Annotated in this window: 17 protein-coding genes, 2 tRNA genes and 2 pseudogenes; 10 read left to right on the top strand and 11 right to left on the bottom strand. The window is 58.7% G+C overall.

Annotated elements, in window-relative coordinates:
- Positions 1-41 precede the first annotated feature (41 nt).
- Positions 42-878 carry an alkaline phosphatase family protein gene (locus VWY60_RS18125; RefSeq protein ID WP_416592534.1) on the top strand — a complete coding sequence of 279 codons (837 nt, stop codon included), beginning with the start codon at positions 42-44 and terminating at the stop codon, positions 876-878.
- Between the two features lie 51 nt (positions 879-929).
- Positions 930-1,493, top strand: coding sequence for a DUF4453 domain-containing protein (locus VWY60_RS18120; RefSeq protein WP_416541357.1), 564 nt, complete (start codon positions 930-932; stop codon positions 1,491-1,493).
- Positions 1,494-1,525: 32 nt separating this feature from the next.
- On the opposite strand, the gene VWY60_RS18115 is transcribed toward VWY60_RS18120, so the two are convergent.
- The 5 genes from VWY60_RS18115 to VWY60_RS18095 form a co-directional block, all read right to left on the bottom strand.
- Positions 1,526-2,452, bottom strand: coding sequence for an alpha/beta hydrolase (locus tag VWY60_RS18115; protein ID WP_340546088.1), 927 nt, complete (start codon positions 2,450-2,452; stop codon positions 1,526-1,528).
- Between the two features lie 142 nt (positions 2,453-2,594).
- A complete protein-coding gene (locus VWY60_RS18110) occupies positions 2,595-4,490 on the bottom strand; it encodes an acyl-CoA synthetase (RefSeq protein WP_340546089.1) in 1,896 nt (631 codons plus the stop codon).
- Positions 4,491-4,671: 181 nt separating this feature from the next.
- Positions 4,672-6,471: an ABC transporter transmembrane domain-containing protein gene (locus VWY60_RS18105; protein ID WP_340546090.1), complete on the bottom strand. Its 1,800-nt coding sequence runs from the start codon at positions 6,469-6,471 to the stop codon at positions 4,672-4,674.
- Positions 6,472-6,669: 198 nt separating this feature from the next.
- Positions 6,670-6,743, bottom strand: a tRNA-Gly gene (locus tag VWY60_RS18100).
- A 121-nt stretch (positions 6,744-6,864) separates the two neighbouring features.
- A complete protein-coding gene (locus VWY60_RS18095) occupies positions 6,865-7,413 on the bottom strand; it encodes a CoxG family protein (protein ID WP_340546091.1) in 549 nt (182 codons plus the stop codon).
- A gap of 465 nt (positions 7,414-7,878) precedes the next feature.
- On the opposite strand from VWY60_RS18095, the gene VWY60_RS18090 reads away from it, so the two are divergent.
- The 6 genes and pseudogenes from VWY60_RS18090 to VWY60_RS18065 all read left to right on the top strand — a co-directional run.
- The gene (locus VWY60_RS18090) at positions 7,879-8,472 is read left to right on the top strand and encodes a LuxR C-terminal-related transcriptional regulator (RefSeq protein WP_416535137.1); all 594 of its coding nucleotides are present in this window, start codon (positions 7,879-7,881) and stop codon (positions 8,470-8,472) included.
- Between the two features lie 17 nt (positions 8,473-8,489).
- Positions 8,490-9,743 carry an FIST N-terminal domain-containing protein gene (locus VWY60_RS18085; protein WP_416541356.1) on the top strand — a complete coding sequence of 418 codons (1,254 nt, stop codon included), beginning with the start codon at positions 8,490-8,492 and terminating at the stop codon, positions 9,741-9,743.
- The gene (locus VWY60_RS18080; RefSeq protein WP_416541355.1) at positions 9,740-12,043 is read left to right on the top strand and encodes a PAS-domain containing protein; all 2,304 of its coding nucleotides are present in this window, start codon (positions 9,740-9,742) and stop codon (positions 12,041-12,043) included. The genes VWY60_RS18085 and VWY60_RS18080 overlap by 4 nt, the downstream gene beginning before the upstream one ends.
- Positions 12,044-12,206: 163 nt before the next feature.
- Positions 12,207-12,971, top strand: a complete 765-nt coding sequence (locus VWY60_RS18075; RefSeq protein ID WP_416541354.1) for a CbiX/SirB N-terminal domain-containing protein — start codon at positions 12,207-12,209, stop codon at positions 12,969-12,971.
- Between the two features lie 231 nt (positions 12,972-13,202).
- Positions 13,203-13,276 (top strand) — tRNA-Cys (locus VWY60_RS18070).
- 329 nt (positions 13,277-13,605) lie between these two features.
- Positions 13,606-13,764, top strand: a pseudogene (locus VWY60_RS18065) (ATPase, T2SS/T4P/T4SS family); the annotation flags it as partial.
- Between the two features lie 166 nt (positions 13,765-13,930).
- Here the strand turns inward: VWY60_RS18065 and VWY60_RS18060 are convergent.
- From VWY60_RS18060 to VWY60_RS18040, 5 genes are all read right to left on the bottom strand, one after another.
- Positions 13,931-17,005 (bottom strand): Hint domain-containing protein, encoded by a 3,075-nt coding sequence (locus tag VWY60_RS18060; protein ID WP_416541353.1) that lies wholly within the window; start codon positions 17,003-17,005, stop codon positions 13,931-13,933.
- Between the two features lie 363 nt (positions 17,006-17,368).
- Positions 17,369-18,943 carry a gamma-glutamyltransferase gene (locus VWY60_RS18055; protein WP_416541352.1) on the bottom strand — a complete coding sequence of 525 codons (1,575 nt, stop codon included), beginning with the start codon at positions 18,941-18,943 and terminating at the stop codon, positions 17,369-17,371.
- A complete protein-coding gene (locus tag VWY60_RS18050; RefSeq protein WP_416541351.1) occupies positions 18,940-20,424 on the bottom strand; it encodes a tripartite tricarboxylate transporter permease in 1,485 nt (494 codons plus the stop codon). The genes VWY60_RS18055 and VWY60_RS18050 overlap by 4 nt, the downstream gene beginning before the upstream one ends.
- A 9-nt stretch (positions 20,425-20,433) precedes the next feature.
- On the bottom strand, positions 20,434-20,898 hold the full coding sequence (locus tag VWY60_RS18045; protein ID WP_416541350.1) for a tripartite tricarboxylate transporter TctB family protein: 465 nt from the start codon (positions 20,896-20,898) through the stop codon (positions 20,434-20,436).
- Between the two features lie 66 nt (positions 20,899-20,964).
- Positions 20,965-21,918 (bottom strand): tripartite tricarboxylate transporter substrate binding protein, encoded by a 954-nt coding sequence (locus VWY60_RS18040; RefSeq protein WP_416541349.1) that lies wholly within the window; start codon positions 21,916-21,918, stop codon positions 20,965-20,967.
- Between the two features lie 154 nt (positions 21,919-22,072).
- On the opposite strand from VWY60_RS18040, the gene VWY60_RS18035 reads away from it, so the two are divergent.
- On the top strand, positions 22,073-22,819 hold the full coding sequence (locus tag VWY60_RS18035) for an IclR family transcriptional regulator (protein ID WP_416541348.1): 747 nt from the start codon (positions 22,073-22,075) through the stop codon (positions 22,817-22,819).
- Positions 22,819-23,601, top strand: coding sequence for an IclR family transcriptional regulator (locus VWY60_RS18030; RefSeq protein ID WP_416541347.1), 783 nt, complete (start codon positions 22,819-22,821; stop codon positions 23,599-23,601). The genes VWY60_RS18035 and VWY60_RS18030 overlap by 1 nt, the downstream gene beginning before the upstream one ends.
- A gap of 372 nt (positions 23,602-23,973) precedes the next feature.
- Here VWY60_RS18030 and VWY60_RS18025 read toward each other — a convergent pair.
- A pseudogene (locus VWY60_RS18025) lies at positions 23,974-24,638 on the bottom strand (IS3 family transposase); the annotation flags it as partial.
- Between the last annotated feature and the right edge of the window lie 70 nt (positions 24,639-24,708).

Below are 24,708 nucleotides of genomic sequence, written 5' to 3'. Positions count from 1 at the left end.
CCGCCTTTTTAACTCACCTTTACAAGACCTTGGGTTCTGCGATGGACAACAAACTTCTCCTTATCATCTTGGACGGGGTGCCGTGGCGCAACTTCCGTCGGCTGTTTGGCAATCTGGAAGGCTGGGTCTACAGCGGCGAAGCGCGGGTCTGGAAACACCGTTCGGTGCTGCCCTCGATCTCCGCCAGCTGCTATGCCTCGATCCACACAGGTGTTGCCCCCGCCGAACATGGCTGCACCGGCAATGGCAATGTCTTCCGCTTGGGCCACAAGGATGTGTTCAGCCAGGTTCGCGAGGGCGGCGGCGTAACCGGTGCGGTGGCGCATAGTTTCTGGTCCTCCTTCTTCAACCGCCACCCCTATGACCCCGTGCGCGACGTTGAATATGACGAACCGGACAGCGCCACGATCAATCACGGGCGGTTCCATTCGATGACCGGCTACGGGCTGGACAACCAGATGACCCCGTCGGACGTCGATCTGTTTGGCACGCTGACAAACCTCTGCCTGCGGTTCGGGCTGAACTACGGAATGCTGCACACCTGCACGCTGGACAGCATGGGGCACCGGTTTTTCCACGATTGCCAGCAAATGGACCACGCCTGTTTCGTCATGGATGAGATGCTGGCGCCGTTTATCTTCAAATGGCGCGAAATGGGCTATGAGATCATCGTCACCGCCGATCACGGGCAGGATGATCGCGGCCACCATGGCGGGCGCAGCGCCCTGCAACAGGAAACCGCGCTGTATTATTTCGGCCCGGCCGAAGGCCCGGCGGAAGATGTGGTGATCGACCAGCGCCAGCTGGCGCCTACCATCCTCAGCCGCCTTGGTGCGCCCATCGCCGACACGATGAAGGCAAAATCTTTCCTCAGCTGAGGATCCATGGCAGGCTTATCGGACCGTCGCCGCGATCAACAGGAGCCTGCCATGCCCATCCGCTATCTCACACTACTGTTAACGCTGCTGCCCTTGCCCGCGTTTGCACAGGACGGCTGCGATGATCTGTGGTTCACGCGAAATCTGATCATGGACCGTGCCGGCTATTGTTTTGGAACGGTGCTGGGCCAAAGCGTTTTCGACAATAGCGATTGCTTCGGAAAATCCGTCGCGCTTGACCCGCAGAGCAACCGGCAGGTGCAGGACATCCGCGCGCTGGAGAAGTATCACGGCTGCAAGGTCAACACCGGGCGCAGGCAGTTGACGCTGAACGATACGCATCTGCGGCGGTTGCTGGTGGATCTGCCGATCCGCGATGAATTTGAAGGCGCCTGTCTGGGTTGGCTTGGCGCTCCGGTCCCGCTCCATTCCGGCCATAGTGCGGGCACCGCCCGTATCGGGACGATCCAACCCGGCGACACCATCGGCTATGCGCATCTTCCAGTGGGCAACTGGTCCTATGTCACCACCCACAGCAGCGACTGGCGGGTCAAGAGCGGCGGCTGGTACAACCGCGCAGCCGCCCCTGAAAACTGCCGCGATTTCGCAGGCTGATCATGTGCCAGGGGCCGGGCCGACGACAGCGCTCACTCATAGGGCCAGAGCCCCTGCCCCAGCGCCTCCACGGCGACGGAGATCCGTTCGAAACTGTCACGGGCGCGGCCGACGCTGTGGCGGGCGCGCAGATAGCCATGGACCAGCCCCTGTTCGTTGATCCAATGCGCTTTGCCACCGGCGGCCATGATCTTGTCTCGGTAATGGCGGGAATCATCGCGCACCGGATCACAGTCGGCAGTGATCAGCACCGTTGCGGGCAGGTTGGAAAAATCGGTATCGGCCAGCGGTTCGAGGGTCGGATCGCCCGTCGCCTGCGTGCCTTCCGGGCGGCGAATTGACCCGTAGTAGAGGATATCATCCCGTGTCAGCATCGGCGCCTGCGCGTGTTCCAGATAAGAGCCCTGATTGATATCGCCACCAAAGGCGCCGTAGATCAGCACCTGCCCCACCAGCCCGTCAATACGTCCGCGCGCATGATGCGCCACGGCTGCACAGAGATTGGCACCGGCGCTGTCACCAGCCAGAACCAGATCCCCCTCAAAACTGTCGCGGATCCACTGCAAGACCGCCCAGGCGTCCTCAAAGGCCGCAGGGTGGCGATGTTCTGGGGCCAGACGGTAATCAACCGCCACAACGCGATAACCGCTCTGGGCGCAAAGCTCGGCGCAGACGTCATCGTGGCTGTCCAACCCACCAACGACAAAGCCGCCGCCATGGCAGTACATCACCGTGCAGCCCGGCTCTCCGGCGGTGTAGATCCGCACCGGGACCGCCCCCACCAGCCGATCCTCGCAGCGGACCACATCCGGGCGCGCGACACGGAATTCAGCGGCCATGTCATCATAGACCTTGCGCTGTTCCGTGATCGACAGATCCACCGCATCATCCGGGTAACATTCGCCGGTTTTGCGGATAAAGGCCCAGGTTTCTTCGTCGATCAGCCGCTCGTAGTTCATCTCACCCGTTCCCTATCTTCATAGTCCGTCGAATGAGATTAGCAGCGCCGAAATCAAAAACCATGCTTTACAAATGAAAAAAGCGCCCGCGTGGGGCGCTTTCTGATGCTGGGGTGGCGCAGTGCCATCCGCCGCTCTGGGATCAGCCCTTTGGCATCGGCTCCCAGGGGCGGGTAAAGACACCAAGCACATCCGAAATATCGGAGGCTGAGGCGCCATTGGCCTCAACCTGGGCGACCAGACCGCGGCTTTTGTCGTCGACCACATGTTCGACGCGCGCAGGCAGGCCGGCCTTCAGCAGGGCCTCATTGTAGATCCGGGTGATGGCATTCTTGCGCAGATCAGGTTTGAACACCTTGCCCACGGCCGTCTTCGGCAGCTCATCCATCACCGTGACATGTTTCGGGATTGCCGCGCGTTCATGCACGTGGATCTTGCAATAGGCCAAAAGATCCTCCGGCGTCACGCTTGCGCCATCCACCAGCTCGACAAAGGCACATGGCACCTCGCCGGCATGGGCATCCGGCTGGCCGATTGCACCCGCAAAGGCGACGGCCTCATGCCCCAGCAGCGCCTCTTCGATTTCGGCCGGATCAATATTGTGGCCGCCGCGGATGATCAGATCCTTCGCCCGGCCCGTGATCCAGAGATAGCCATCCGCATCCAGACGGCCCAGATCGCCGGTGCGCAGATAGGTGTCCTTGTAGAACAGACCTTCGTTCTTCTCGACCTCGGTATAGGTATGACCGGCATAGACGCCGGGGCTCGAGATACAGATCTCACCGATCTCATCCACACCCAGCTCGACCATATCGCCATTGGTTGCCTTCACGATCTTGACGTCAGTGTAGGGCAGCGGAATGCCGATCGAGCCGATCTTCTTTTCGCCCTGAACCGGGTTGCAGGAGACCAGGCAGGTCGCCTCGGTCAGGCCGTAACCTTCGACAATGCTGACGCCCGTTGCGCTTTCGAACCGTTTGAACAGTTCGACCGGCAGTGGCGCCGAGCCGGAGAAGGCCGTCTTTACGGTCGAGACATCGGCATCGACGGGCCGCTGCATCTTGGCCGAAATTGCAGTGGGCACGGTGATGATAAAGGAAATCTTCCAGCGTTCGATCAGCTTCCAGAAATTGTCAAAGACACCCTCGCCGCGATAGCCCTGCGGTGTCGGGAACACCACATGCGCCCCCGAGGCCACCGCCGCCATCAGGATCACATGGCAGGCAAAGACATGGAACAGCGGCAGCGGGCACATGATATTGTCATCTGCGGTAAACAGCAGCTTACTGCCCAGCCAGCCGTTGTAGTTCATGCCGGAATAGGTGTGCTGCGCCACTTTGGGCATCCCGGTGGTGCCGCCGGTGTGGAAATAGCAGGCCACCCGGTCGCTGTCGGAATCCGCGAACGTCAGCTCGGTCGGATGCTTGCGCAGCTCTTTGTTGAAATTCTTGTAATCCGCATGGGCCAGCTTGTCCTTGCCCTCAAGCTTGGGGCGGATCATCGGTACAATCCAGGATTTTGGCGGCGTCAGATAGCGGTTGAGGTCAATTTCCAGAACCGTGTTCACCTTGGGCGCATGGCGCACCGCCTCCGCCACCTTCTGGGCGACGTCGGTCTTGGGGAAAGGCTTCAGCGTCACCACCACCTTTGCCCCGGTTTCGCGCAGGATCGAGGCGATCTGCTCCGGCTCAAGCAGAGGGTTGATCGGATTGGCGATGCCTGCCACAGCGCCGCCGAGCAGGGTCACGACGGTTTCATTGCAGTTCGGCAGGATATAGGCGACCACATCCTTTTCACCGATCCCCATGGACCGGAACATATTCGCCGCCTGGGTCACCTTGTCCTTCAGCTGGCGCCAGGTCAGGGTCTCGGCCTTATCCTTGGGACCAGAGAAAATCTGGTAGCTCACCGCGTTGTTGTCGGGAAATTTCCCGGCCGTACGGGACAGCAACCCATAAAGCGTCGTCGGCATATTCCGCTGCCCAAAAGGCATCTCGTTCGTTAGTGCCAAGCAGTCCGCAGCCGTGGCAAATCCCATTGGTTTCCTCCCCTAGTCCCCTTGTGCCGGGGAATTTCAGTTAACACAAAATGATTTGAAACGACCCGCCGCGCAAGCGCGCCGACAGGGTCACGTCAAGGAAGCCTGCGCTTTGACGCAGCGACATTTGAAGTTTTTCGACCTTGAAGCCGAAATTCGGCTCATTTGAGACCGGGTCTGCCTATTCCGCAGCCAGCCCATCGGTGAACTGAAGCCGTGCAAGACGCGCGTAAAGCCCGCCTTCGGCAACCAGCTGATCGTGGCTGCCGGTGGCCACGATACGGCCCTCTTCCATCACCACGATGCGATCTGCCTTTTTCACGGTTGCCAGTCGATGCGCCACGATCAAGGTGGTGCGGCCCTGGCTCAGCTCATCGACAGCGGCTTGCACCAGTCGTTCGCTTTCGGCATCCAGTGCGGATGTGGCCTCATCCAGCAACAGCACCGGCGCGTCGCGCAGAATCGCGCGGGCGATGGCGATCCGTTGTTTCTGACCGCCCGACAGCATCACGCCACGTTCCCCGACCTGGCTGTCATAGCCCTCTGGCAGCCGAGTGATAAAGTCATGGGCGGCGGCCGCACGGGCGGCGGCCTCGACCTCGGCGTCGCTGGCCTCGGGACGACCAAAGCGGATATTGTCCCGCGCCGAGGCGGCAAAGATCACCGGGTCCTGAGGCACCAGCGCGATATGTCGGCGGAAAGCATCCCGTTGCAGGTCCCGCAACGAGACACCATCCAGACAGACCGCGCCATCAGTGGGATCGTAGAACCGCTGGATCATCTGGATGATGGTTGTCTTGCCCGCACCGGAGGGGCCGACAAAGGCAACCGTCTCGCCCGGCTTCACCGTCAGGGAGACGTCGCTCAGGGCCGGAATCAGCGGACGGGCGGGATAGCGGAAGGACACATTGTCAAATCGGATTTCGCCCCGCACCGGTTCGGCCAGCGCCTGCGGACGCGACGGATCCTGCACCTCATCCACCGCTGTCAGCAGCTCCACCAGACGTTCGGTTGCGCCAGCGGCCCGTTGCAATTCGCTCCAGATCTCTGACAGCGCCGCCACCGAGCCTGCAACCAGCACCGCATAGATCACGAACTGGACCAGGGTGCCTTCGGACATGACCCCGGCGCGCACATCGTTTGCGCCCATCCACAGGACGCCAACCACGCCGGAGAATACCAGAAAGATCACGATCACGGTCAGGAAAGCACGGGTCTGGATCCGCCGCATTGAAACGTCAAATGCGGTTTCTGTCATCCGGCTGAATTCGCCCCGGCTGGCGCTCTCATGCGTATAGGCCTGAACCGTCTGTACCGCGCCCAGCGCCTCACCCGCGTTGCCGGAAGAGGCCGCGATCCAATCCTGATTCTCGCGGCTGATCTTGCGCAGCCGCCGCCCCAACACCAGAATCGGCACGATCACCGCAGGCACGATCAGCAGAACAAGGCTGGTCAGCTTGGCCGAGGTCAGCAGCATCAGCACCAGACCGCCGCCAAAGATCAGCATATTGCGCAGGGCAATCGACACCGACGAGCCCAGCACCGACTGGATTAGCGTTGTATCCGTGGTGATCCGGCTCAGCACCTCTCCGGTCATGATCTGCTCGAAAAACGCCGGGCTCATGCCGATGACGCGGTCAAACACCGCCTTGCGGATATCTGCAACCACCCGCTCTCCCAGCCGCGTGACCAGCGCATAGCGCAGGCCCGTGCCCACGGCCAGCAGCGCCGCAATCACCAGAGCAGCGGCGAAATACTGGTTCAGCAGCTCAGCATCGGAAACCCGGAAGTTATCGACCACCCGGCGAACCGCCAGCGGCAGCGTCAGCGACAGGCCCGCGGTGAGCACGAGTGCTAGCGTCGCGGTGGCCATCAACAGGCGGTAGGGGCGCATAAACGGCCAGAGGGCAGACAGGACACCAATCTTGCGCGATTTCTCGCGCTCTACATCCGCAGTCGGGACCGCTTGATTGCCCGCCATGTCAGCTCCTTCGACGTTCCGTGTGGCAGGCTCTGTCGCCTGCGCATCGCCAAGGTTCATGACCCCGCAAACCCCTGAGGTCAAGCGCACAGAGGCCGTCAAAGCCTGTCATACCGCCGCATGAATGGTTCGGCACCGCCCTGAACACCCCGGAGAGATCTTCTGCGCAGCTACCGGTCTGATCTATGTCGGAAATCCTGGAGCGGGTAGCGGGAATCGAACCCGCACCTTAAGCTTGGAAGGCTCTTATGATACCATTTCACCATACCCGCTCAGGGAATTTGGTCTATAAATCGGTGCTTTCGGAGCGTCAAGCGGCTGTGGCGTGAAATCGTGAAATTTCATCTGGAAGAGCCGGATTAACCGGCATCTCTCCCCTGACCACCTGTCCGCTCAATTGCCGAGCACCCGGCCAATCCAACCTTTGCGCGGCGCCTCGTCCTGGCTGGCGTCGGGTGTCCCGGCCTCCTCCGCTGAGGCATCTGTTTCGACCGAACTATCCCCTTCGACGGCGGTCTGGAACCGCTCGAAGAACTGGTCGGCCATCTTTTTGGCAAACCCGTCGATGATCCGGCTTCCAAGCTGGGCGAGTTTGCCGCCGACCTTGGCCTCGACCTCATAAGTCAGCAGGGTATGCCCGTCCTCACCATCGCTCAGCGTCACATGGGCGTCGCCCTTGGCGAACCCAGCCGCGCCGCCCTTGCCCTCCCCCCGCAGGGTCAGACTATTGGGCGCATCTAGATCGGACAGGGTCACAGTGCCGCGGAATGTCGCCTTAACCGGGCCGACCTTTTGTACCACAACCGCCGTGAAACCCTCCTCGGCCGATCCCTCCATTTCCTGGCAGCCGGGCACCGCATCCTTCAGCGTTTCGGCATCCAGAAGCCCCTGCCAGACCTCGGCGCGCGGGGCAGCGATGCTGCGGGTATCGGCAAGTTTCATAAGCCTATTCCTTTTGCTGGCGATACATCGTGTTGCGGGCACTGGGACGCCCCTGCTGGCGCCTGCATAACGCAATCCGGCTGCGCGCCGATATGCGACATTGGTTGCAGATCAGACGGCGACGGTGCGCGCAACAAGGATAGCACAGGCCTACGCTCCCGCCAGACGCGAAATCACGGCCGTTGCATCTTCGCGAGCCGTCTTAGACTTTTCGCCTATTGGTCGCGGCTTGCAGGTGCTGCTAGCATGAGCGGCATGACGGGCGCGTGGCTTTGGCGCGCAATGTGACCCGCGATTGCCCGGCGCAGACCATGGACCATTGGCATAGGCTTGAGGAGTGTGATGACCCATTCGCCCGCCCCAGATCATCCCCAGCGACCTCGCACCCCGGATGCGCAGGACCCGGCAGGCTTTGTGACCGCGCTGATCGTCGAGGATCACCCGCTGTTCTGCGACGCCCTGGCGATGACGCTGCGCGCCACGGTTGGGATCACCAGCATCGCAACCGCCGCGACAGTGGAACAGGCCATTTCCGAGGTTTCGGACACTCCTGCTCCCGATGCGGTGGTGCTGGATCTCAACCTGCCCGATGCTCAGGGCCTCGACGGGCTGATACGGCTGCACAATGCGACGACCGCGCCGATCCTTGTCGTATCGTCGATGGCGGACAACCGGGTCATCAGCGCAGCCATCCACGCCGGTGCCGCCGGCTTTGTGCCCAAGCACAGCCAGCGCGAGATCTATATCGACGCCTTTGACGCCATCGGCAGGGGCACGCCTTTCGTCCCGCCCGGCTATGTGCTGCTGCCGCGGGACAGTGAAACGCAGGATGCGACCGGGCGTCTGGCGACGCTGACCAATCAGCAGGCGCGGATCCTGCAACTGATCTGCGCGGGCAAACTGAACAAGCAGATCGCCTATGACCTGTCGATCGCCGAAACCACGGTAAAGGCGCATGTCACCGCGATCATGCGCAAACTCGGGGTCCAAAGCCGGACCCAAGCGGTTCTGATTGCAAAGGAAACAAGCTTTGCAAACGTCTTGCAAGATCTGGGCTGAGCTGCCTACCATCCGACATGACGCGCCCCGCCCCCTTCCCTGACACGGCTGATCCCCGCGCAACGGCGCAGGCTTCAGACCGGGTCTCTCTGCCCGCCATGGCGGGGGCGCTGCACAATGCGGATCGCATCACCCGCACGGGACGGGCAGCGGCAGACTCCCCTGATGCGCTGGCGACATTGGCCGGAACGCTGGCGCCGCTGGACGAGCTGGAGCTGGTCATCCTCTTTGTCTCGCCGCAGGCCGATATCCATGCGCTCAGCGCGGCTGCGGCGCAGCAGCTCGCACCGGCCACTGTTATTGGATGCACCACCGCAGGCGAGATCGGCGAAGCTGGCTATACCGACGGGGAGATCATCGCAATCGGCCTGCCGCGCAGCCATTTCTGCGCACGTGTGCTGAGCATCGAAGATCTGAACACATATGATGCCCAGTGCCAGATCGACCAGATCATCCGCAACCGCAACGACATGGCGCGAGAGACGCCGCAATGGACCTCCGAATTCGCCTTTCTGCTGATCGACGGGCTGTCGATCAAGGAGGACGCGCTGACCGCCGATCTCGCACCCGGTCTGGGCCCCGTGCCACTGTTTGGCGGCTCCGCAGGCGATGGTACCGATTTTGGCGCGACCTATGTGCTCTGTGACGGCATGGCGCGCCAGAATGCGGCGGTGTTGCTACAGATCCGCAGCAATTGCCCGGTCAAGGTCTTCAACACCGACCATCTGGTGCCCACGGCCCAGCGCATGGTGGTCACCGGTGCCGATCCCGCCCGTCGGCTGGTCTATGAAATCAACGCCGAGCCGGCTGCGCGCGAATATGCACGGCTCCTGGGCAAGGATCCTGAACAGCTGACCACTTTCACCTTTGCGGCCCATCCCGTCGTCGTGCGCCTGGGTGGCCAGCACCATGTGCGCGCCATTCAGCAGGTCGCTGAGACGGGCGATCTGGTGTTCTTTTCCGCCATCGACGAAGGCGTCGTGCTGACACTGGCCGAACCCCTGGACATGGTCGATCACCTCGACCGTGCCCTGACCGCTCTTGGCGAGACACAGACCCCGGATGTGATCCTTGCCTGCGATTGCCTCCTGCGACGGATGGAAGCCCAGCAAAAACAGCTCACGCCGCAGATCTCATCGCTTCTTGCCAAACATCGTGCTGTCGGATTCTGCACCTATGGTGAACAGGTGAATTCCATCCATGTGAACCAGACGCTGACAGGGGTTGCCATCTATCCGCCCCTGGCCTGCGACCCACCGGCACGATCATGACGCAAGGCCTGATTGATCCCCGCGACTCGCTGGAGCGGCAGAACGAAAAACTGCTGAAAATCACCGCAACGCTGATGCGCCGGGTGGAACAGAACACCGATGCCTCCGGTCTCGCCTATGCGCAGTTCGAACGCGCCGTTTTGCTGGAAGAGGAAATCCGCAGCCGCACCCGCGATCTGGAGCGCACGCTGGACCTTCTGAACCTGTCCAATGCCAAACTTGCCGAGGCCAACCGCGAGACCGAGGCGGCGCGCGCCAATCTCGCCGATGCCATCGAAACCGTGCAGGAGGGGTTTGCCCTCTTTAATCCGCAGGATGTACTGGTGATGTGCAACAGCCGATTTGGGATGCACATGCCCGACATCCACGCGCGGCTGCGGCCGGGGCTGGCATTTGAGGCCTATGTCAATCTGGTCAGCGGCAGCTCGGCCCTGTCGCTGCCCGCCGGGACCACAGCCGCCGAATGGGCCGCGCGCAGGCTGGCCCGGCATCAGGACCGCAGCGTCATGTTCAACGTTCGCATGACCGGGAACCGCTGGCTTCAGGTCAGCGAACACCGCACCTCCGACAGTGGCACCGTCATCCTGCAAACCGATGTCACCGACATCATGCGTCTTCAGCACCAGGAACGTGAACGCATCCTCGACGATCAGGCCCGGCTCATCCGCGCCACATTGGAACACCTGAACCAGGGGGTCTGCATCTTCGATCAGCAGGCGCGTCTGGTTGGCTGGAACCGGCTCATGGGAGAGCTGCTGTCCATTCCGATCAGCCGGTTTCGCATCGGCAGCCGCTTCGAGCGGATCTTCGAACATCTGCGGGCGGAGTTCACATTTGAACAGGCCGATATGGCCGATCAGGTCACCCTCTGGACCCGGCCAAAAGCAGATCCTGCACCGGATATCCCTTCTGAACGGATACGATCCGGCCCAGCGATACGGGCGCCGCTTTCCTTCGACGTGCAGCAGGGCATGACGCGGGTCCTGACGGTTTTTATGCAGGAAATGCCCGACGGCGGTTTCGTGATCAGCTTCACCGATGTCACCGCCGAACGGACCGCCGCGCGCGCGATGAGCGAGGCCCGTGACACGCTTGAACAGCGTGTGCTTGACCGAACTCTGGAGTTGGAAGACGCGCTTCAGGCCGCCGAACGCGCCAATGCCTCAAAGTCGCGCTTTGTGGCCGCCGCCTCCCATGACCTGCTGCAACCGCTCTCGGCGGCAAAGCTCTTTGTCGCAGCGCTGCAGAGCGAATTGCCGACAGGCGGTCCCCGCGAAACCCTGAACAAGGCGGCAAATGCGCTGGACAGTGTAGAGACACTGGTCTCAGCGCTCCTTGATATTTCGCGACTGGATTCCGGCCGCGCCACACGGCATGTGACGTCCGTCGATCTCGACGACCTGCTGCTGCAACTGCATGACGAATTGCGCCCGATGGCAGATGCCAAGGGCCTCTCGTTCCGCCTCAGGCTCAGCCAGACGCGGGTGCTGAGCGATGTGACCTACCTGCGGCGCATCCTGCAGAACCTGATATCAAATGCGCTGCGCTATACCAGCCGGGGGGGTGTGCTTGTCGGCATCCGCCCCCGCCGGGACTCGGTCCGGGTTGAGATCTGGGACACCGGGACCGGCATTCCCGACGAGGATCGCACGCTGATCTTTGCAGAATTCCAGCGGCTGAACGCCACGGTGAGCGCCGCTGACGGCATGGGCCTTGGCCTTGCGATTGTGGAACGCGCCTGCGGGTTGCTGGGCCATCCCCTGACGCTCAGATCCCGTGTGGGGCGCGGAACGGTCTTTGCCGTTGATCTGCCCCGTGACACCGCACGGCTGCACCAGTCACATCAGTCGGAGCTGTCCGGCGCTCGCATGGCCGAGGTCGCCCCTTCCGGGACAGCCTCCCCGGATCCGGCAGCTGTGCCCTTGGGGCAGCTGATCGCGCTGCTGATCGTCACCGATCCCGATCTGCGCCACGCATTGACCCTGACGATGGAGCAATGGGGGATCGATGTCTTGCCCTGTGCCAGTGAAGAGGATGCCCGCGCCTTGCTGACGGAAATCGACGTCACACCGGATGTTCTGGTGATTGACCTGCAACTGGGGGCGGACCAGAACGGCGCCGAGGTGATCGCCCGCCTCAACCGCGACCTTGGCGCGCTGCCCGCATGCCTGATCTCCGCCGACCGCCGCCCGCAGGTCGCCCGGCTTGCCCAAAACACAGGTGCCAGACTGTTCACAAAACCCATTCAGCCGGAGCAGCTGCGCAGTTTCCTCGACGATCTGCGACAGCCGCCTCAATGACGCCCATGGCTTGCCCCCAGCCCCAGCGGTGGCGAGGCCATGGCGGCCCGCAGAAGATTGATCCAGCGCCCCCGCCCTGCCGTAATGCCATCGAAACACCCGCAGGCGACCCGCAAGGTCGATGCCCTGCCAGCCCCCTCCTACAGCCGAAAGGCTCCTCCAGATGACCGATCCCGCCCCCCTGCCCCCACATCGCCCGACCGCCGTGATTACCGCGCATGGCCAGCCTTCCGATCCGGCGCCCCAGGAACGCGCGCTGGCCGATCTGGCCGATGCCGTCGCTGCGATGTTGCCCGACTGGGATATCCGCTCGGCCACGTTGTCCACAGCTGATCGACTGGAACAGGTGACACCAAAGGGCGCGCTGATCTATCCGTTCTTCATGGCCAACGGCTGGTTCACCGGCTCGGTGCTGCCCAAGCGGCTCCAAGGGCATGATGTTCACCTGTTACCCCCCTTCGGTCTGGACCCGGCCCTGCCGGAACTGGCCTGCAAGGCGCTGGCCACGGCCTGCGAGGCACGCGGATGGTCGCTGCCCCGGACCCGCATCCTTCTGGCCGCTCATGGGTCGGCCCGGGGGCCCAAGGCCGCCGAAGCCGCCGAGGCCTTTGCAGCCGCCATGCGCCACCACCTGCCGGGCACGGATCTGATCACAGGCTATGTCGAGGAAGATCCGCGTATCGCGGACGCCGCCCGCGATCTTGCAGCGGCCAAACCGGAACACCCGACCCTCTGCCTGCCGTTCTTTGCACAATCCGGCGAACACGTCCGCGACGACATCCCCGAGGCGCTGGCCGATGCCAGTTATCCCGGCGACATATTGCCCGTGCTCGGGGCGCTGCCCGGCGTCCCCCAGCTGATCGCCGACGCCCTAAGGCAGGCTCTCCTCGGGCCAAACCCGGCAGCAGACAAAGCCGGTCGGATCTGACCAAACCCGCCCGCAGCCCGGCGTAACCGTCCCCCCGTTGCGACACCCGGCAGGACTACGGACAGCCACCAAGGCAGCCTGCCCCGCTGGCGCCCCCGGCAGATCGACACTCAAAGCGGCACTCCAGCCCATTGCGGCCGCAGAATTTTTCAAAATTTCCCGCCGGTTCTGCGCACGCCCCCTTGCACCGCCCCCCGGCATGTGATTAATCACGCCTCACACCACCGGTAAGGCGAGTTGGCGGAGTGGTGACGCAGCGGATTGCAAATCCGTGTACACCGGTTCGATTCCGGTACTCGCCTCCAATAAAATCAATGACTTGCGTCATCCTTGCTCTCCTTCACTGCCATTTTTGAAACAACCGTTGAAACTTTCACGTTTCGGTCTTGCTTCGTTCCATTTGATTTCTTGCCTCTTGAGCGCGCTTCGCGAGCTCTCTTTGCCGGATCGGCCCACCATACTTTTTCAGCATCTCAACGCCTGAATGGCCGGTGACGGCTTTGACCATTTCGTCATCACATCCCGCCAGATACAGCTCGATCGTCGCATTTTTCCTTAGCCCGTGCGTTTTGTAGTAGCTCGCCTTCTCGTGCTTCATCTTCTTTTTGATGGCACGCATTTCCTCGGCAACGATATCATCACGATCGAAGAGGCTGCTGAACTGCGTCCCACGCAGCCCAATGTCGTCACGCTGATGTCTGACCGAGACGAAGCCACGCGCAGCGCGGATGTCCTCCTTACTTCGACCTTGCGCATGCGGCCGGACCGGATTGTCCTTGGCGAAGTGCGCGGCGACCGGCGTACCTTGCTCGCCCTGCTTCAAAATGAAGGCCTTCTGCGCTTCCGTGAACTTCGATGCTTTCATGCGATTCCGCTCCTCTCCCAGCCAGGGATTAATAGCGGAAAACTCCACCTTCAAACGATCCAGTTTCAGGAGGCAGAGCAGTTCCAGAATGAACTTACAGTTCCGACAGCTCTGGCAGTGCGGGCACGGCGCCAGCAAGCGTTCCGCTGGCAACGCATTTGCGCAGCTGGCTGCGGGTCAACGTCGGCGCAGCGCGCGCGCCATAGGCCGTGGCAACCGGTTGCGAGGCCAAATCAGGGATCAGTGCAAACAATCTCATACGGTTTAACGCTGACAGGTTTTCCACCGCATAGGGGCCGGGATAAAAGCTCTCGCTGGGGATATTGTTCGAGATCAATGTGGCATGTTGATCCAGCAGAATATGCACATAGCTCACGGTGTTGCGCCTGCGCGCAAATGAGGCCAGCGACGTTTCTTCGGCAAGATGCTTGGCGCGCACATAAAATGTCCTTGAAGCGTCGTGATTTGCCATGAGGATACAATGTTGCGGTGAGACAACAAGTGCGCGCTGATTGCCCAGAATACCAGGCTTGATGCGCACCGGTACATATTGCTCCGGAAGCGGTGCGTTTTGATAGCTGATGTCAGAACGGGCCGCCCAGCGTATGGGCATGTGCCCATGCTCAAGCGTTGTGACCATATCACCAAGAGCCAGTTCTTCCACGGGCGTTTCCCCATTCGGGGTTTTGATCATGGTTCCTGGGGTGAAACAGGGAATGCCAATGGAATTGAGTTTCGAGGCATTGTCGACCTGCGCTGGCGTGACACCAAACAGCGTGACGCTTTCGCCATTGGGGAATGTCAGGATGGCGTGACCGGTGCCGTTGCCATTTGTGTCACTGACAACGACATCCCAGGTGTTGACGGCATTGCCGTTTGCGTCGTGCAGGTCGCTGACATCCAACTGGTCGACGGTCGTGCCGTCGCCGCTGTCGGTCAGGTCGAAATCCCAGACATAGTCCGTTCCGCCGATGGTGCTGAAAGCGTCTTCCAGAATCAGAATGTCGCGATCCGAGTCGGAGCCCAGTTCGATGTTGTCATCGCCCGTTCCGGCGATGATCGTATCCGCCCCTGTCCCGGCATAGATCACGTCGTCGCCGGCTTCGGCGTAAATCAGGTCATCGCCGATGCCGCCATAGATGTCTTCATTGCCAGAACCGCCGATGACCGTGTCGTTGCCGCTGCCACCTTCGAGGTTACCCCCGCCATCGCCCCCGTCGATGTAATCATTGCCATCCCCGGCGCGCAGATCGTCCTGGCCCGAGCCACCGATGAGTGTATCATCACCGCCAAGCGAGAAAATGTAGGAATTGTCATCGGTGCGCGCCGACAGGTCAAAATAATCGCCCTGGTTCGTCCCCGACAGGTTTTCGATTTCACTGAAGGAGATCGTATCGGCGCCATCGGTGATAGTACCCGTTTCAGCATCTGTAAAGGTAACCGTCACGCCACCGGTGGTCACATTGTTAAGTAATATAGTGTCTGAATCGGTTCCGGTTTCACCACCCACAATGGTGTCATTGCCAAATCCGTCTTCGACTACGAATTGATCGCGATCCGCGCCGCCGTCCAGATAGTCGTCACCGGTGCCGCCATAAAGCGTGTCCTGGCCGGTGCCGCCGTAGATTGAATCGTCACCCGCGCCACCATCAATGCTGTCTGCGTAGGTTGTCGCGCGCGCACCATATAGTGACGCGTAGGGGATCGAGGTGAAGGGTGTCGTTGTTCCGGTCGCGGTCAGATCGACTCCTGGTGCGGGGGGCGTCCCGACCGGGATCAGTAGGTAGCCGTCTTCATAGGCTAGATCGCCATCCGGATCAGTGGCGTGATCGCCAAATACCGTATAGTTGTCAAACGTACCATCCTGATTTAAGTCAACGTCGACGATCAAGAATTCATAGGTGTTGCCGTCCGATCCGGTGAACGTCTCCTGAAAATCAGCGCTAAAATTGTAAAGGACGCCATTGATTTCGATCATCTGATCGGCGTCGTCTGCGATCTCTTGGGTCGCGGCGTCTCCGTCACTAATAGCATCATTGTCAACGAAGCGGATCTCAACCGGTGCGCCGTCGATGGTAAACTCTGTTGCGCCGGCCGAATTAAAATGGTCATTGGTGAGGGTGAAGTTCTCGCCCTTCAGGAAACCTTGCGCGATGTATTCCGTCTGACCCGCACCCAGATTACTATCGCCAATAATTGTATCAGCGCCATCCCCACCGAAAATTGTGTCGTTGCCTTCGCCGCCCTCAACGACGTCGTTATTTGCGCCACCATCAATGCTGTCGGCACCTATGCCGCCAAAGATCAGGTCGTCGCCGGAACCACCTTCGATTGTGTCGTTGCCGCTACCGCCGTCGACGGTGTCGTGGGAACCGGCACCACCAACATTGTCAGTGATGAGATCGTCGCCCGCGCCGCCATAAACAACGTCGGCCCCTGTGCCGCTGTCGATGGTGTCATTGCCCTCTCCGCCATAAACGGTGTCGGTCCCGCTGCCAGAGTCGATGCTGTCGTTGCCTTCTCCGCCATAAACGACGTCATTGTTGTTGCCCGAATTGACGGTGTCATTGCCCGCACCCGCATCAACGGTGTCATTTCCGCCATAGGCGTTCATCTGGGTGCCATCCGCGTCGGTATAGGTGGTCCCCATGTTGTCATCGCCGGCGGTGCCATCAACCGCACCGTCGATGAAGGCGTCTTGTTCAGTGTTGGCAAGTAGGCCGCTGTAGTTGTCAGCAGAGACTGAGTCGAGCGATATCGATTCAATCGGCTTTGCACTCAGCGCTGTATTGTTGCCACTGCCTGTAGAAAACGGCGCCAAGAACACGCGGCCGGATTCGTCCTGAAGCAACATGATTTGTGTGGTTGCCGTGGTGCCGTCGATATAGGTGAGTGTAACGTTATATTCGATGACGCTGTCCAGCGTGGAGGCGACGCCGCCAAAAACCAGATCCTCGCCAACCTGCCCGGTGTCGTTTTCCAGAATGCCGCCATCATTGTTGGCGTCATCCGTCGTCAGACTGTCGATGCTGTCATAGAGGGGCGCAGCCGATCCGCCGAAGGTCTGCCCGACTAACGAGCCTGAGTTTTCCGCCTGAAAATTCCCTTCGTTCGGGTCGAGGTCAGAAAAAACGCCGAGATAGAAGGCTTCGAATGTATTGGTTGCCATTTGACTATAGTCTCACTACCGGAAGCTTCGCCAATTCATGGACCGAGAAACCCCGTCATAAAGATGAAAGGTACCCAAAGTCTGGCCTCAGCATATTCAAGACAAGAAATTAAAATGACCGCGGTGAAGGAGGCGTTAAAGATAGAATTGTCTTTATCCTTAACTGTTAAGTAATCTTCGCGTTGATCGTCTGAACCAGGTCTGGTGCTCGGACATCACCTACGCCGCAAGCTGCCAATGATTGGGGGCTAAACACCTGGAATGAATGAACTGTTGGGGCCATAGAGCGTAAAACTGAAGCCAAGCGTCACCAAAGCAACCAGATCAAGCCAACCGACCTCCGCCAGAAAACTGTTCATTGCACTAAGCTTCCGCAGATACGGTGTCTGCCCAGTGGGCCATTATCTCGGTAGTTCCAAAGTTTGTTGACTCGTTTCGCTCAACAACCGATGGACAGGCAAAGTTATAAGGATACGTGGTACGCGGTGCAGCGGTTACACTCGGAAGCTTCAGTTCCAGAGCATCTAGGATTGAGTCTGGGAGTGTGTTGTCCGCAATTGTCGTTTCGGCAAGGCTGACGTCAATTCTTGGTTCATGCATTGCTGTGTCGGCGTCCATTCCATAGTCCAACAAGTAGGACGTTAGCTGGGCAACAGCTGGCATGATCTTGCGTCCGCCAGCAGCACCCAAACCAAACCGGGCTCCGTCCGAACGCTCAAGCAGTGTCGGACACATATTTGCGAGGCAGCGTTTGTTTGCGCCTATTGAGTTTGGCTTTCCGGGTTCTGGATCGAACCACATAATTCCGTTGTTCATAAGTATGCCGCTTCCCGGCAACGTCATGCGCGAACCAAAGATCGAAAGAAGAGTCTGGGTGACAGCCACCATTGTTCCTTCTTCGTCCACCACATTGAAATGGGTCGTGCAGCTTGGGACAAGTTCGTTCGCAACGTCACCCATTGTCGCGAAGCGCTCTTGGTTGGCTTGTCGGATGGCTCGATCAAAGGTGACAAGGTCTTCCGCTGTTGGCTTCGAACCTTCTGGTGTCCAGCCTTCGAGCAATTGGAGCACCCGCACCAAGGTTGGGCCCGCAGTCATCTCAGGTGTTCCGAATACGCGATGGCCCTTATAGGCGAATTCTGAAGCTGGAACGATCGTTGCCTGATAGTTTTCGAAATCCTCCAGCAGGTGACGCCCGCCTGCAGATTGCAGATCTTTTACGATGTTCCGCGCAATGTCTCCCCGATAAAAGGCTGCTGCTCCTTGCGAAGCGATGGAGGCCAGAGTTGTTGCGAGTGCACTTTGATCGCACCGCGTCTGTCCAAGCGCCGTCCATGCAGAAGCTTTCGGAAAGCCATCGTCATCCAAATAGGTTTTGCGAGATGCAGGGAACTTGGCCAACCCCTTGGCCGCACCCGCTAGGATCAGCTGAGCATACCAATCGACCAACAGCCCTTCTTCCGCTTCGATAACCGCAGGCGCAACAAGGTCGGCCCAAGGCATTGATCCAAAAGCCTCATGGGCTTTGGCCATACCAGCCACTTGTCCGGGGATAGCGACTGATCTGGCACCAAAGACGTTGGCGTCGTCCTTGACGACTGGCCACGGAAAGAGATCGCTCGCCGTGCCGTCCATAACCGGATAGTCCTCGACCATTAGACCTGACGGTGCCCGCATACCGAAGTCGACCACCTGCGCGCCTTTGTCATCAGCGCGGCGGATGATCATATAGCCCCCGCCGCCAATTCCGCTCATCCATGGCTCGACCACGCCGAGCGCAAAAGACGTGGCGATCGCGGCGTCGATAGCATTTCCTCCTTTTCGCAGAACGTCCGCGCCGATCTCCGATGCGATACGGTTTTGCGATGCGACAAGACCCTTCTCAGTTTTGATTGCAGGTTTACGTACTTGAAAAGACTGGCTTGCTGCGCGGCTCATGCTTTCGCCTCCTTACGATCCTTCAAAGTTCTGCGTGCAATGAACGCGATCGACAGGACCGTCAGAACGAGAAACAGAATAGAGATTGGGGTTGATATAAAAACAGACCAATCACCCGATGAAATTGTTAGTGCCTGCCTGACAGATTGCTCACCTATAGGTTCCAGCACAAAGCCAATCATCATAGGGGCGAGTGGGAAGGCGAGCTTTCTCATGCCGTATCCGAGAAAGCCGAACCCCAACATGATCCAGAGGTCCGTCGGACTGGAATTGAAGCCAAAAACACCTAGCAAACAGAGTATCGCAATGATCGGGTACAACACGTATCGCGGTATCATAACAATGCGCGAGAAGAGCCTGATCGCAGCCAAACCGATCACAGGAAGCATTAGTGCAGCAAGTAAAAGCGCAATGAAGATCGCATAAACGAGGTCGAGGTTTTCGGCAAAGAGCTGTGGCCCAGGAGCTAACCCGTGGATCAGGAAGGCACCAAGCAGAACGGCAGTTACAACATCGCCAGGAACACCCAAGGCCATAAGAGGGATCAAAGCGCCGCCAGCTGTAGCGTTGTTTGCTGATTCAGCGGCTGCGACGCCGTCGAGCGATCCCTTTCCAAATTTTTCAGGAGTTTTCGAGGCACGCTTTGCTTCCGAATAGGACAGAAATGCTGAGGGCGTTGCTCCAAGACCTGGAATCGAGCCCAGCACGATGCCGATAGCCGAACCACGCAGGATCGTAGGGAGTTTTTCGCGTATCTTTGCCCAACTCACTTTGGCTTTGGGCACGAGGACCTTTGAGATCGAAGAGGCTGACGCTTCGGCTTGAATGAACAACTCTGAAACTGCGAAGAGGCCAATCAACATCGCCATGAGCGATATGCCGTTCAACATAGTGAGCTCGCCAAAGGTAAAGCGCGGTGTCGCCATCATCGGATCAAGACCAACTGTTCCAAAGATGAAGCCGACAGCAGCTGCGATCAGCCCTTTGATCATGGAATCGCCAGAGACACCGGCAACAATCGTCAACGAAAACAAGACCAGCATGGCGAATTCCGGTGGGCCAAACTTGGTGGCAAGCTGAGCAAGCAGAATAGCGCCGAAGATGAGAGCCACGGTCGAAATGACATCGCCGATAACTGACGACCATAAGGCCATCCCCATGGCTTCGCCGCCACGGCCCTGTTTGGTTAAGGGATAACCGTCAAGAACCGTGGCGGCAGCCGCGGGAGTACCTGGTGTATTGATGAGAATTGCAGGAATACACCCGCTGAAAAGTGCGCCCTTATAGGTTCCGAGGAGAAGCGCAAACGCGGTGATAGGCTCAAATGCGTAGGTAAGCGGGATGACCAATGCGATGCCCATTGTCCCAGTCAGACCGGGAACTGCACCCATGAAGACGCCAAAGGCTACACCTGCAAAGATTGCCACGAGGTTTTGGACCGAGAGCAGCATGTCCAGGGCGGAGAAAAGTTCTGTTAGCATCGATGCACCTCAGAAAAGCGGAAGCTTCAAACCGAGGCTGAACACGGCGTACAATGCGCCGGTAGCAACAGCTGCGGTAAGGATAATGATGAGCGGGTTCCGCGCGCCGAACAGGAACATCAGAATGGCGATGAGAGGTGGTGCAGCGTAGAAGTATCCGACCCACTGAAAGAGTAGAATAAACCCAGCCATTGCGGCAGCGATCAGCAGCGCGACGAATGTTTTTCCCGATGGGTCGGTTTGATCTTCCGCGTCACTAGCGGTTTCTTCCGAGGCGCGTGTCACTACTGTGATTAAAATCAATGCCGCCCCGCCAATCCCTATGAGAATTGTGCCAAGTCTCGGAAAGAACTGGGGCGACATAGCGCCGCTTTCGTTTCCTTCTACGAAATTCGGTATCAGGTAAAAATAGAGCACTGCTGATGCACCAACCAGCACTAGTCCTGAGATTATGTCTGAAGTTGTTCGAGCCATGTCCCACCTCCCATGGAAAAAGAAGACCCGCCGCCAAATGCGGCGGGTCCTCAGAATGTCGCGTTGCTATTTGCCAAGTCCGGCGGCGCGAATGATCTCGCCCTGGATCTCGTAGTTTTCGCGGACATTCTGCTCGAAATCGGCGCTGTTCCGATAGGTCATCTTCATCGCCAGTTTGTCGATGATGGCTTGCAGTTCCTCGCTCTCAGTTGCTTTTTGGATTGCCGCATCGAGTTTGGCGACCACATCATCCGGCACGCCATCTGCAGCCGCGATGCCCAGGATTGATGGTGCTGCGATATCATAACCAAGGTCTTTCAAAGTCGGCACGTCCGGAAACTGGTCCATGCGCGCATCTGTGATGATGGCTAGCAATTTGAAATCGCCAGATTGTACTTGGGGGAGCCATTCGGTTGCCCCGGCCATCACGTCGACGTGATTTCCAAGCAACGCTGTCACTGACGCCGCTCCGCCTTTGAAAGGAACTGCCTTCCAGTCCAGCCCTTCTTCCGAAGCGAGGCGCTCCATTGTCAGGTGCTGAGGAGTGCCGGTGCCCGCGATCGCATAGCTGATTTCGCCAGGATTTTCCTTCGCGAAGGCAACCAATTCTTCAAAGGTCTGATACGGCGCATCGGCAGGCACCACGATACCGAGGTTCCAAGCACCATACTGTGCGATGAAAGTGAAGTCCGAAAGAGTATCGTAGGGCAGATCCTGACGGTGAGGGGAAAGAACAGCCGCCCCTGTCGTGAAGGTAAACACGTTGTAGCCGTCCGGCCGCTGCGCGGCTGCAAGGCCTGCTGCAACTGAACCGCCACCACCGGGCTTGTTGATCACTGTCACCGAAGTGCCGAGTTCTTCTTCGAGCAAGGTTGCCAGAACGCGCGCTGTAGAGTCGGTCGTCCCCCCTGCACCATAGCCAACTGTTAGATTGATATTCTTCGATGGCCAATCATCTGCAAACGCTGGCGCAGACAGCGCAAGCAAGCCTAGGGCCGCGGATTTCAACAAGTTCTTCATAGGGTCCTCCCACTTTATCGTATATCGATTTTTTTACTCAATATGCAATTTAAGAATCATTTTTACCTTCAGTCAACCGAATTTTCCGAATGCATGATTGCGAAAACTGACTGTTCCATGATCTACTCAAGCGTAAGTTAGGAGATCATACCCAATGAGTTCGAACGCGCTGCAGAAAGCCCTCGAAGTTCTTGAAGCATTCCAGAAATCCCCGGATTCTCTGTCAGTTAAGGACGTCGCGGCGCTCAATCACGAAACGCAGAGTTCGGTGCAGAGAAGTATCTACACCCTTGAAACATTAGGGTATCTTGAACGAGAAGAAGCCGGAAAGAGGTACGTTCCGGGGCGCGCCTGTCTGCGACCAGTTTATGGATACCTACGCAACAACCGATTTCTTGAGACAGCCACGCCATATCTGATTGATCTGTCCGAACGGTTCGCCACGAGAGCGGATTTGACCGTTCTGGATGGCACAGAAATCGTCTACCTTTCGCGCATTCCAAGCCGAGACGAATTGCTGAACCTCTCTCCCCTCGGCCGACGATGGCCCGCAATTCAAACAGCGTCGGGGAGAGCGATTCTTGCCGCCATGGACGACGAAGAGCGGGAGAAGGTGATCGCTGGCTCCACGATCCGCCAGATCACCCCACGCTCGTTGTCCACCAAGGAACATATTTACGCAGCCATCAATAAAACCCGTGAAGTCGGATACGCTTATCAGAGCGAAGAAGTCCTAATGGGGGCTGCATCCGTAGGTGCCGCCGTTGTTGGGTCAAATGGCAAAGTGCAGGGTGCAATCATTGTTGGGGGACCAACAGAAACCTTCAACGACCCAGACAAAAGGCACGCCCTCGGAAACGCGGTCAAACAAGCAGCGCAAGCTATTGGAGCCTATGTTTGATGCAAATGCAGCAGCAGATGAAACCAAACCCAAAGGAAGATCCTAGGTTCCTTACTTCGGTCGAACGCGGATTTCTGGTATTGGACACCTTGTCAGAGAGCACGGGACCAATGTCTCTTACCGAAATCGCCAAGAATACTGGCCTAACAGTTCCTACTCTGCAGCGGTTGACTGCTACACTTGTCAAAGCAGGATACCTTGAGAAAGAAGCGAACTCCAAACGGTACGGAGCGACAGTCAAGACAGTGGATCTGCTCTTCAGCTACCTTTCTCGAAACCAATTCGCCAAACGGGCATGGCCACATTTGGTGAAGCTGCGGGAAGACCTTGGACTGGACGTTTCGCTTTCCGTTCCAGCCGGTGACACAATGATTTATGTTCATCGCCTTCCTGGATACTCGGGGAATTTTGAAAACACCCTTCCTGGACGGAAAGTCCCCATTCATCTGTCGGCTAGCGGCCGTTGCATAATGTCTTTGCAAGATGATGAGCAAGTACGCCAGCTCTTGAACGTGACGAACCTGACTGCTGTTACTCCCTGGTCAAAGACCAACCCCGAAGAAATCTTGGTAGAGATTTCCAAGTGCCGGGAATTGGGTTTTGCGGTTGTGAAACAAGAAACGTCAGCGGGAACAATAACGTTGGCAAGTCCGGTAACTAAAGGGTCGGATGCAATTGCTGGTGTTTCCGTGCATTCACCTATCGCTGGCCAGGATGAGAGTGAATTCATCGCCAAAACGCTGCAGTCAGTCGTGGCAGTGTCTAGAGCGCTGAGTATGTAGCGACCAGAGCCGTCCACGCCTTTTTTTTGCGAGCGCAGGCAGTTGCGCTTCACCGCCCTGACACGACCATCAAATTGGTCACTCGACCGGCATCTATATCGTTTGTCGATGCCTCGCCGCTAACGGACATCTGTAACACCAAGCCGTCTTACTGATCGGCTTCCACGAAAGCGTGGATCGAAACCCAATGTCATCAATTCTGGTAGCTCCAAATCCAAAATGGCCGAAGCTCCCATGTTTGTTTCAAAAGCGCCATATTATCTTGGCTCAGCCACTATGTGAGCTACTCCCCAATCGTTGGACATCTTTCGGCGTAACTTAAGCTACTCTCTGCTCCTGCTGATCGGGTTGGGTTTCTTCTTTTCTCAGCCAATAAACCACGGCCGGAGGCTTGCCGCCAAGGGCGGAATGGGGGCGTTTGCGGTTGTAGAAGTCGATCCATTTTCCAACGCCCGCCTTCGCCTCTGATCCAGTCTCCCAGGCGTGCAGGTAGACGCACTCGTATTTCAGGCTCCGCCAGAGCCGCTCGACGAAGATGTTATCGAGGAACCGACCCTTGCCATCCATCGATATCCGCACGCCGGAGCGGCGCAGACGATCTGTCCAGGCAAAGGACGTGAATTGGCTCCCCTGGTCGGTGTTCATGATCTCTGGCGGGCCGAAGCGGTGGATCGCCTCATTCAGAGCCTCGACACAGAAGTCGGCTTCCAGCGTGTTCGAGATGCGCCAGGCCAGAACCTTGCGGGTATGCCAGTCCATGATCGCCACCAGATACAAGAAGCCCCGTCGCATTGGCAGGTAGGTGATGTCTGCGGCCCAGACCTGGTTGGGCCGGTCGACGCGCAACCCTCGCAACAAGTAGGGATACGTCTTGTGGCCCTTCGCCGCCTTGCCCCCTCTCGCACATGCTGCGCATGTGCTGCCGGGCAGCGGGTGTTGGGCTTCTGGTAGATCGGCATCAAGCCCATGAGCCGCATCAACCGTCTGATCCGTTTCTCGTTCACCAGATGGCCTTCGTTGCGAAGATGCCAGGTCATCCACTGCCCGGCAGTGCATTGCGAAGCAATGCCACGAGAGGGAGCCGAACACCGAAGAACGGCGTTTCCA

This window comes from Phaeobacter sp. JH20_26 (assembly GCF_048056275.1).
Lineage (GTDB): Bacteria > Pseudomonadota > Alphaproteobacteria > Rhodobacterales > Rhodobacteraceae > Phaeobacter > Phaeobacter bryozoorum.
This window is presented reverse-complemented; position numbering and strand designations above follow the sequence as displayed.

Excerpts from the sequence above, each read along its gene's own strand:
- VWY60_RS18125 (WP_416592534.1), top strand. The coding sequence starts at position 42 with ATGGACAACAAACTTCTCCTTATCATCTTGGACGGGGTGCCGTGGCGC.
- VWY60_RS18120 (WP_416541357.1), top strand. The coding sequence starts at position 930 with ATGCCCATCCGCTATCTCACACTACTGTTAACGCTGCTGCCCTTGCCC.
- VWY60_RS18115 (WP_340546088.1), bottom strand. The coding sequence starts at position 2,452 with ATGAACTACGAGCGGCTGATCGACGAAGAAACCTGGGCCTTTATCCGC.
- VWY60_RS18110 (WP_340546089.1), bottom strand. The coding sequence starts at position 4,490 with ATGGGATTTGCCACGGCTGCGGACTGCTTGGCACTAACGAACGAGATG.
- VWY60_RS18105 (WP_340546090.1), bottom strand. The coding sequence starts at position 6,471 with ATGGCGGGCAATCAAGCGGTCCCGACTGCGGATGTAGAGCGCGAGAAA.
- VWY60_RS18095 (WP_340546091.1), bottom strand. The coding sequence starts at position 7,413 with ATGAAACTTGCCGATACCCGCAGCATCGCTGCCCCGCGCGCCGAGGTC.
- VWY60_RS18090 (WP_416535137.1), top strand. The coding sequence starts at position 7,879 with ATGACGCTGCGCGCCACGGTTGGGATCACCAGCATCGCAACCGCCGCG.
- VWY60_RS18085 (WP_416541356.1), top strand. The coding sequence starts at position 8,490 with ATGACGCGCCCCGCCCCCTTCCCTGACACGGCTGATCCCCGCGCAACG.
- VWY60_RS18080 (WP_416541355.1), top strand. The coding sequence starts at position 9,740 with ATGACGCAAGGCCTGATTGATCCCCGCGACTCGCTGGAGCGGCAGAAC.
- VWY60_RS18075 (WP_416541354.1), top strand. The coding sequence starts at position 12,207 with ATGACCGATCCCGCCCCCCTGCCCCCACATCGCCCGACCGCCGTGATT.
- VWY60_RS18060 (WP_416541353.1), bottom strand. The coding sequence starts at position 17,005 with ATGGCAACCAATACATTCGAAGCCTTCTATCTCGGCGTTTTTTCTGAC.
- VWY60_RS18055 (WP_416541352.1), bottom strand. The coding sequence starts at position 18,943 with ATGAGCCGCGCAGCAAGCCAGTCTTTTCAAGTACGTAAACCTGCAATC.
- VWY60_RS18050 (WP_416541351.1), bottom strand. The coding sequence starts at position 20,424 with ATGCTAACAGAACTTTTCTCCGCCCTGGACATGCTGCTCTCGGTCCAA.
- VWY60_RS18045 (WP_416541350.1), bottom strand. The coding sequence starts at position 20,898 with ATGGCTCGAACAACTTCAGACATAATCTCAGGACTAGTGCTGGTTGGT.
- VWY60_RS18040 (WP_416541349.1), bottom strand. The coding sequence starts at position 21,918 with ATGAAGAACTTGTTGAAATCCGCGGCCCTAGGCTTGCTTGCGCTGTCT.
- VWY60_RS18035 (WP_416541348.1), top strand. The coding sequence starts at position 22,073 with ATGAGTTCGAACGCGCTGCAGAAAGCCCTCGAAGTTCTTGAAGCATTC.
- VWY60_RS18030 (WP_416541347.1), top strand. The coding sequence starts at position 22,819 with ATGCAAATGCAGCAGCAGATGAAACCAAACCCAAAGGAAGATCCTAGG.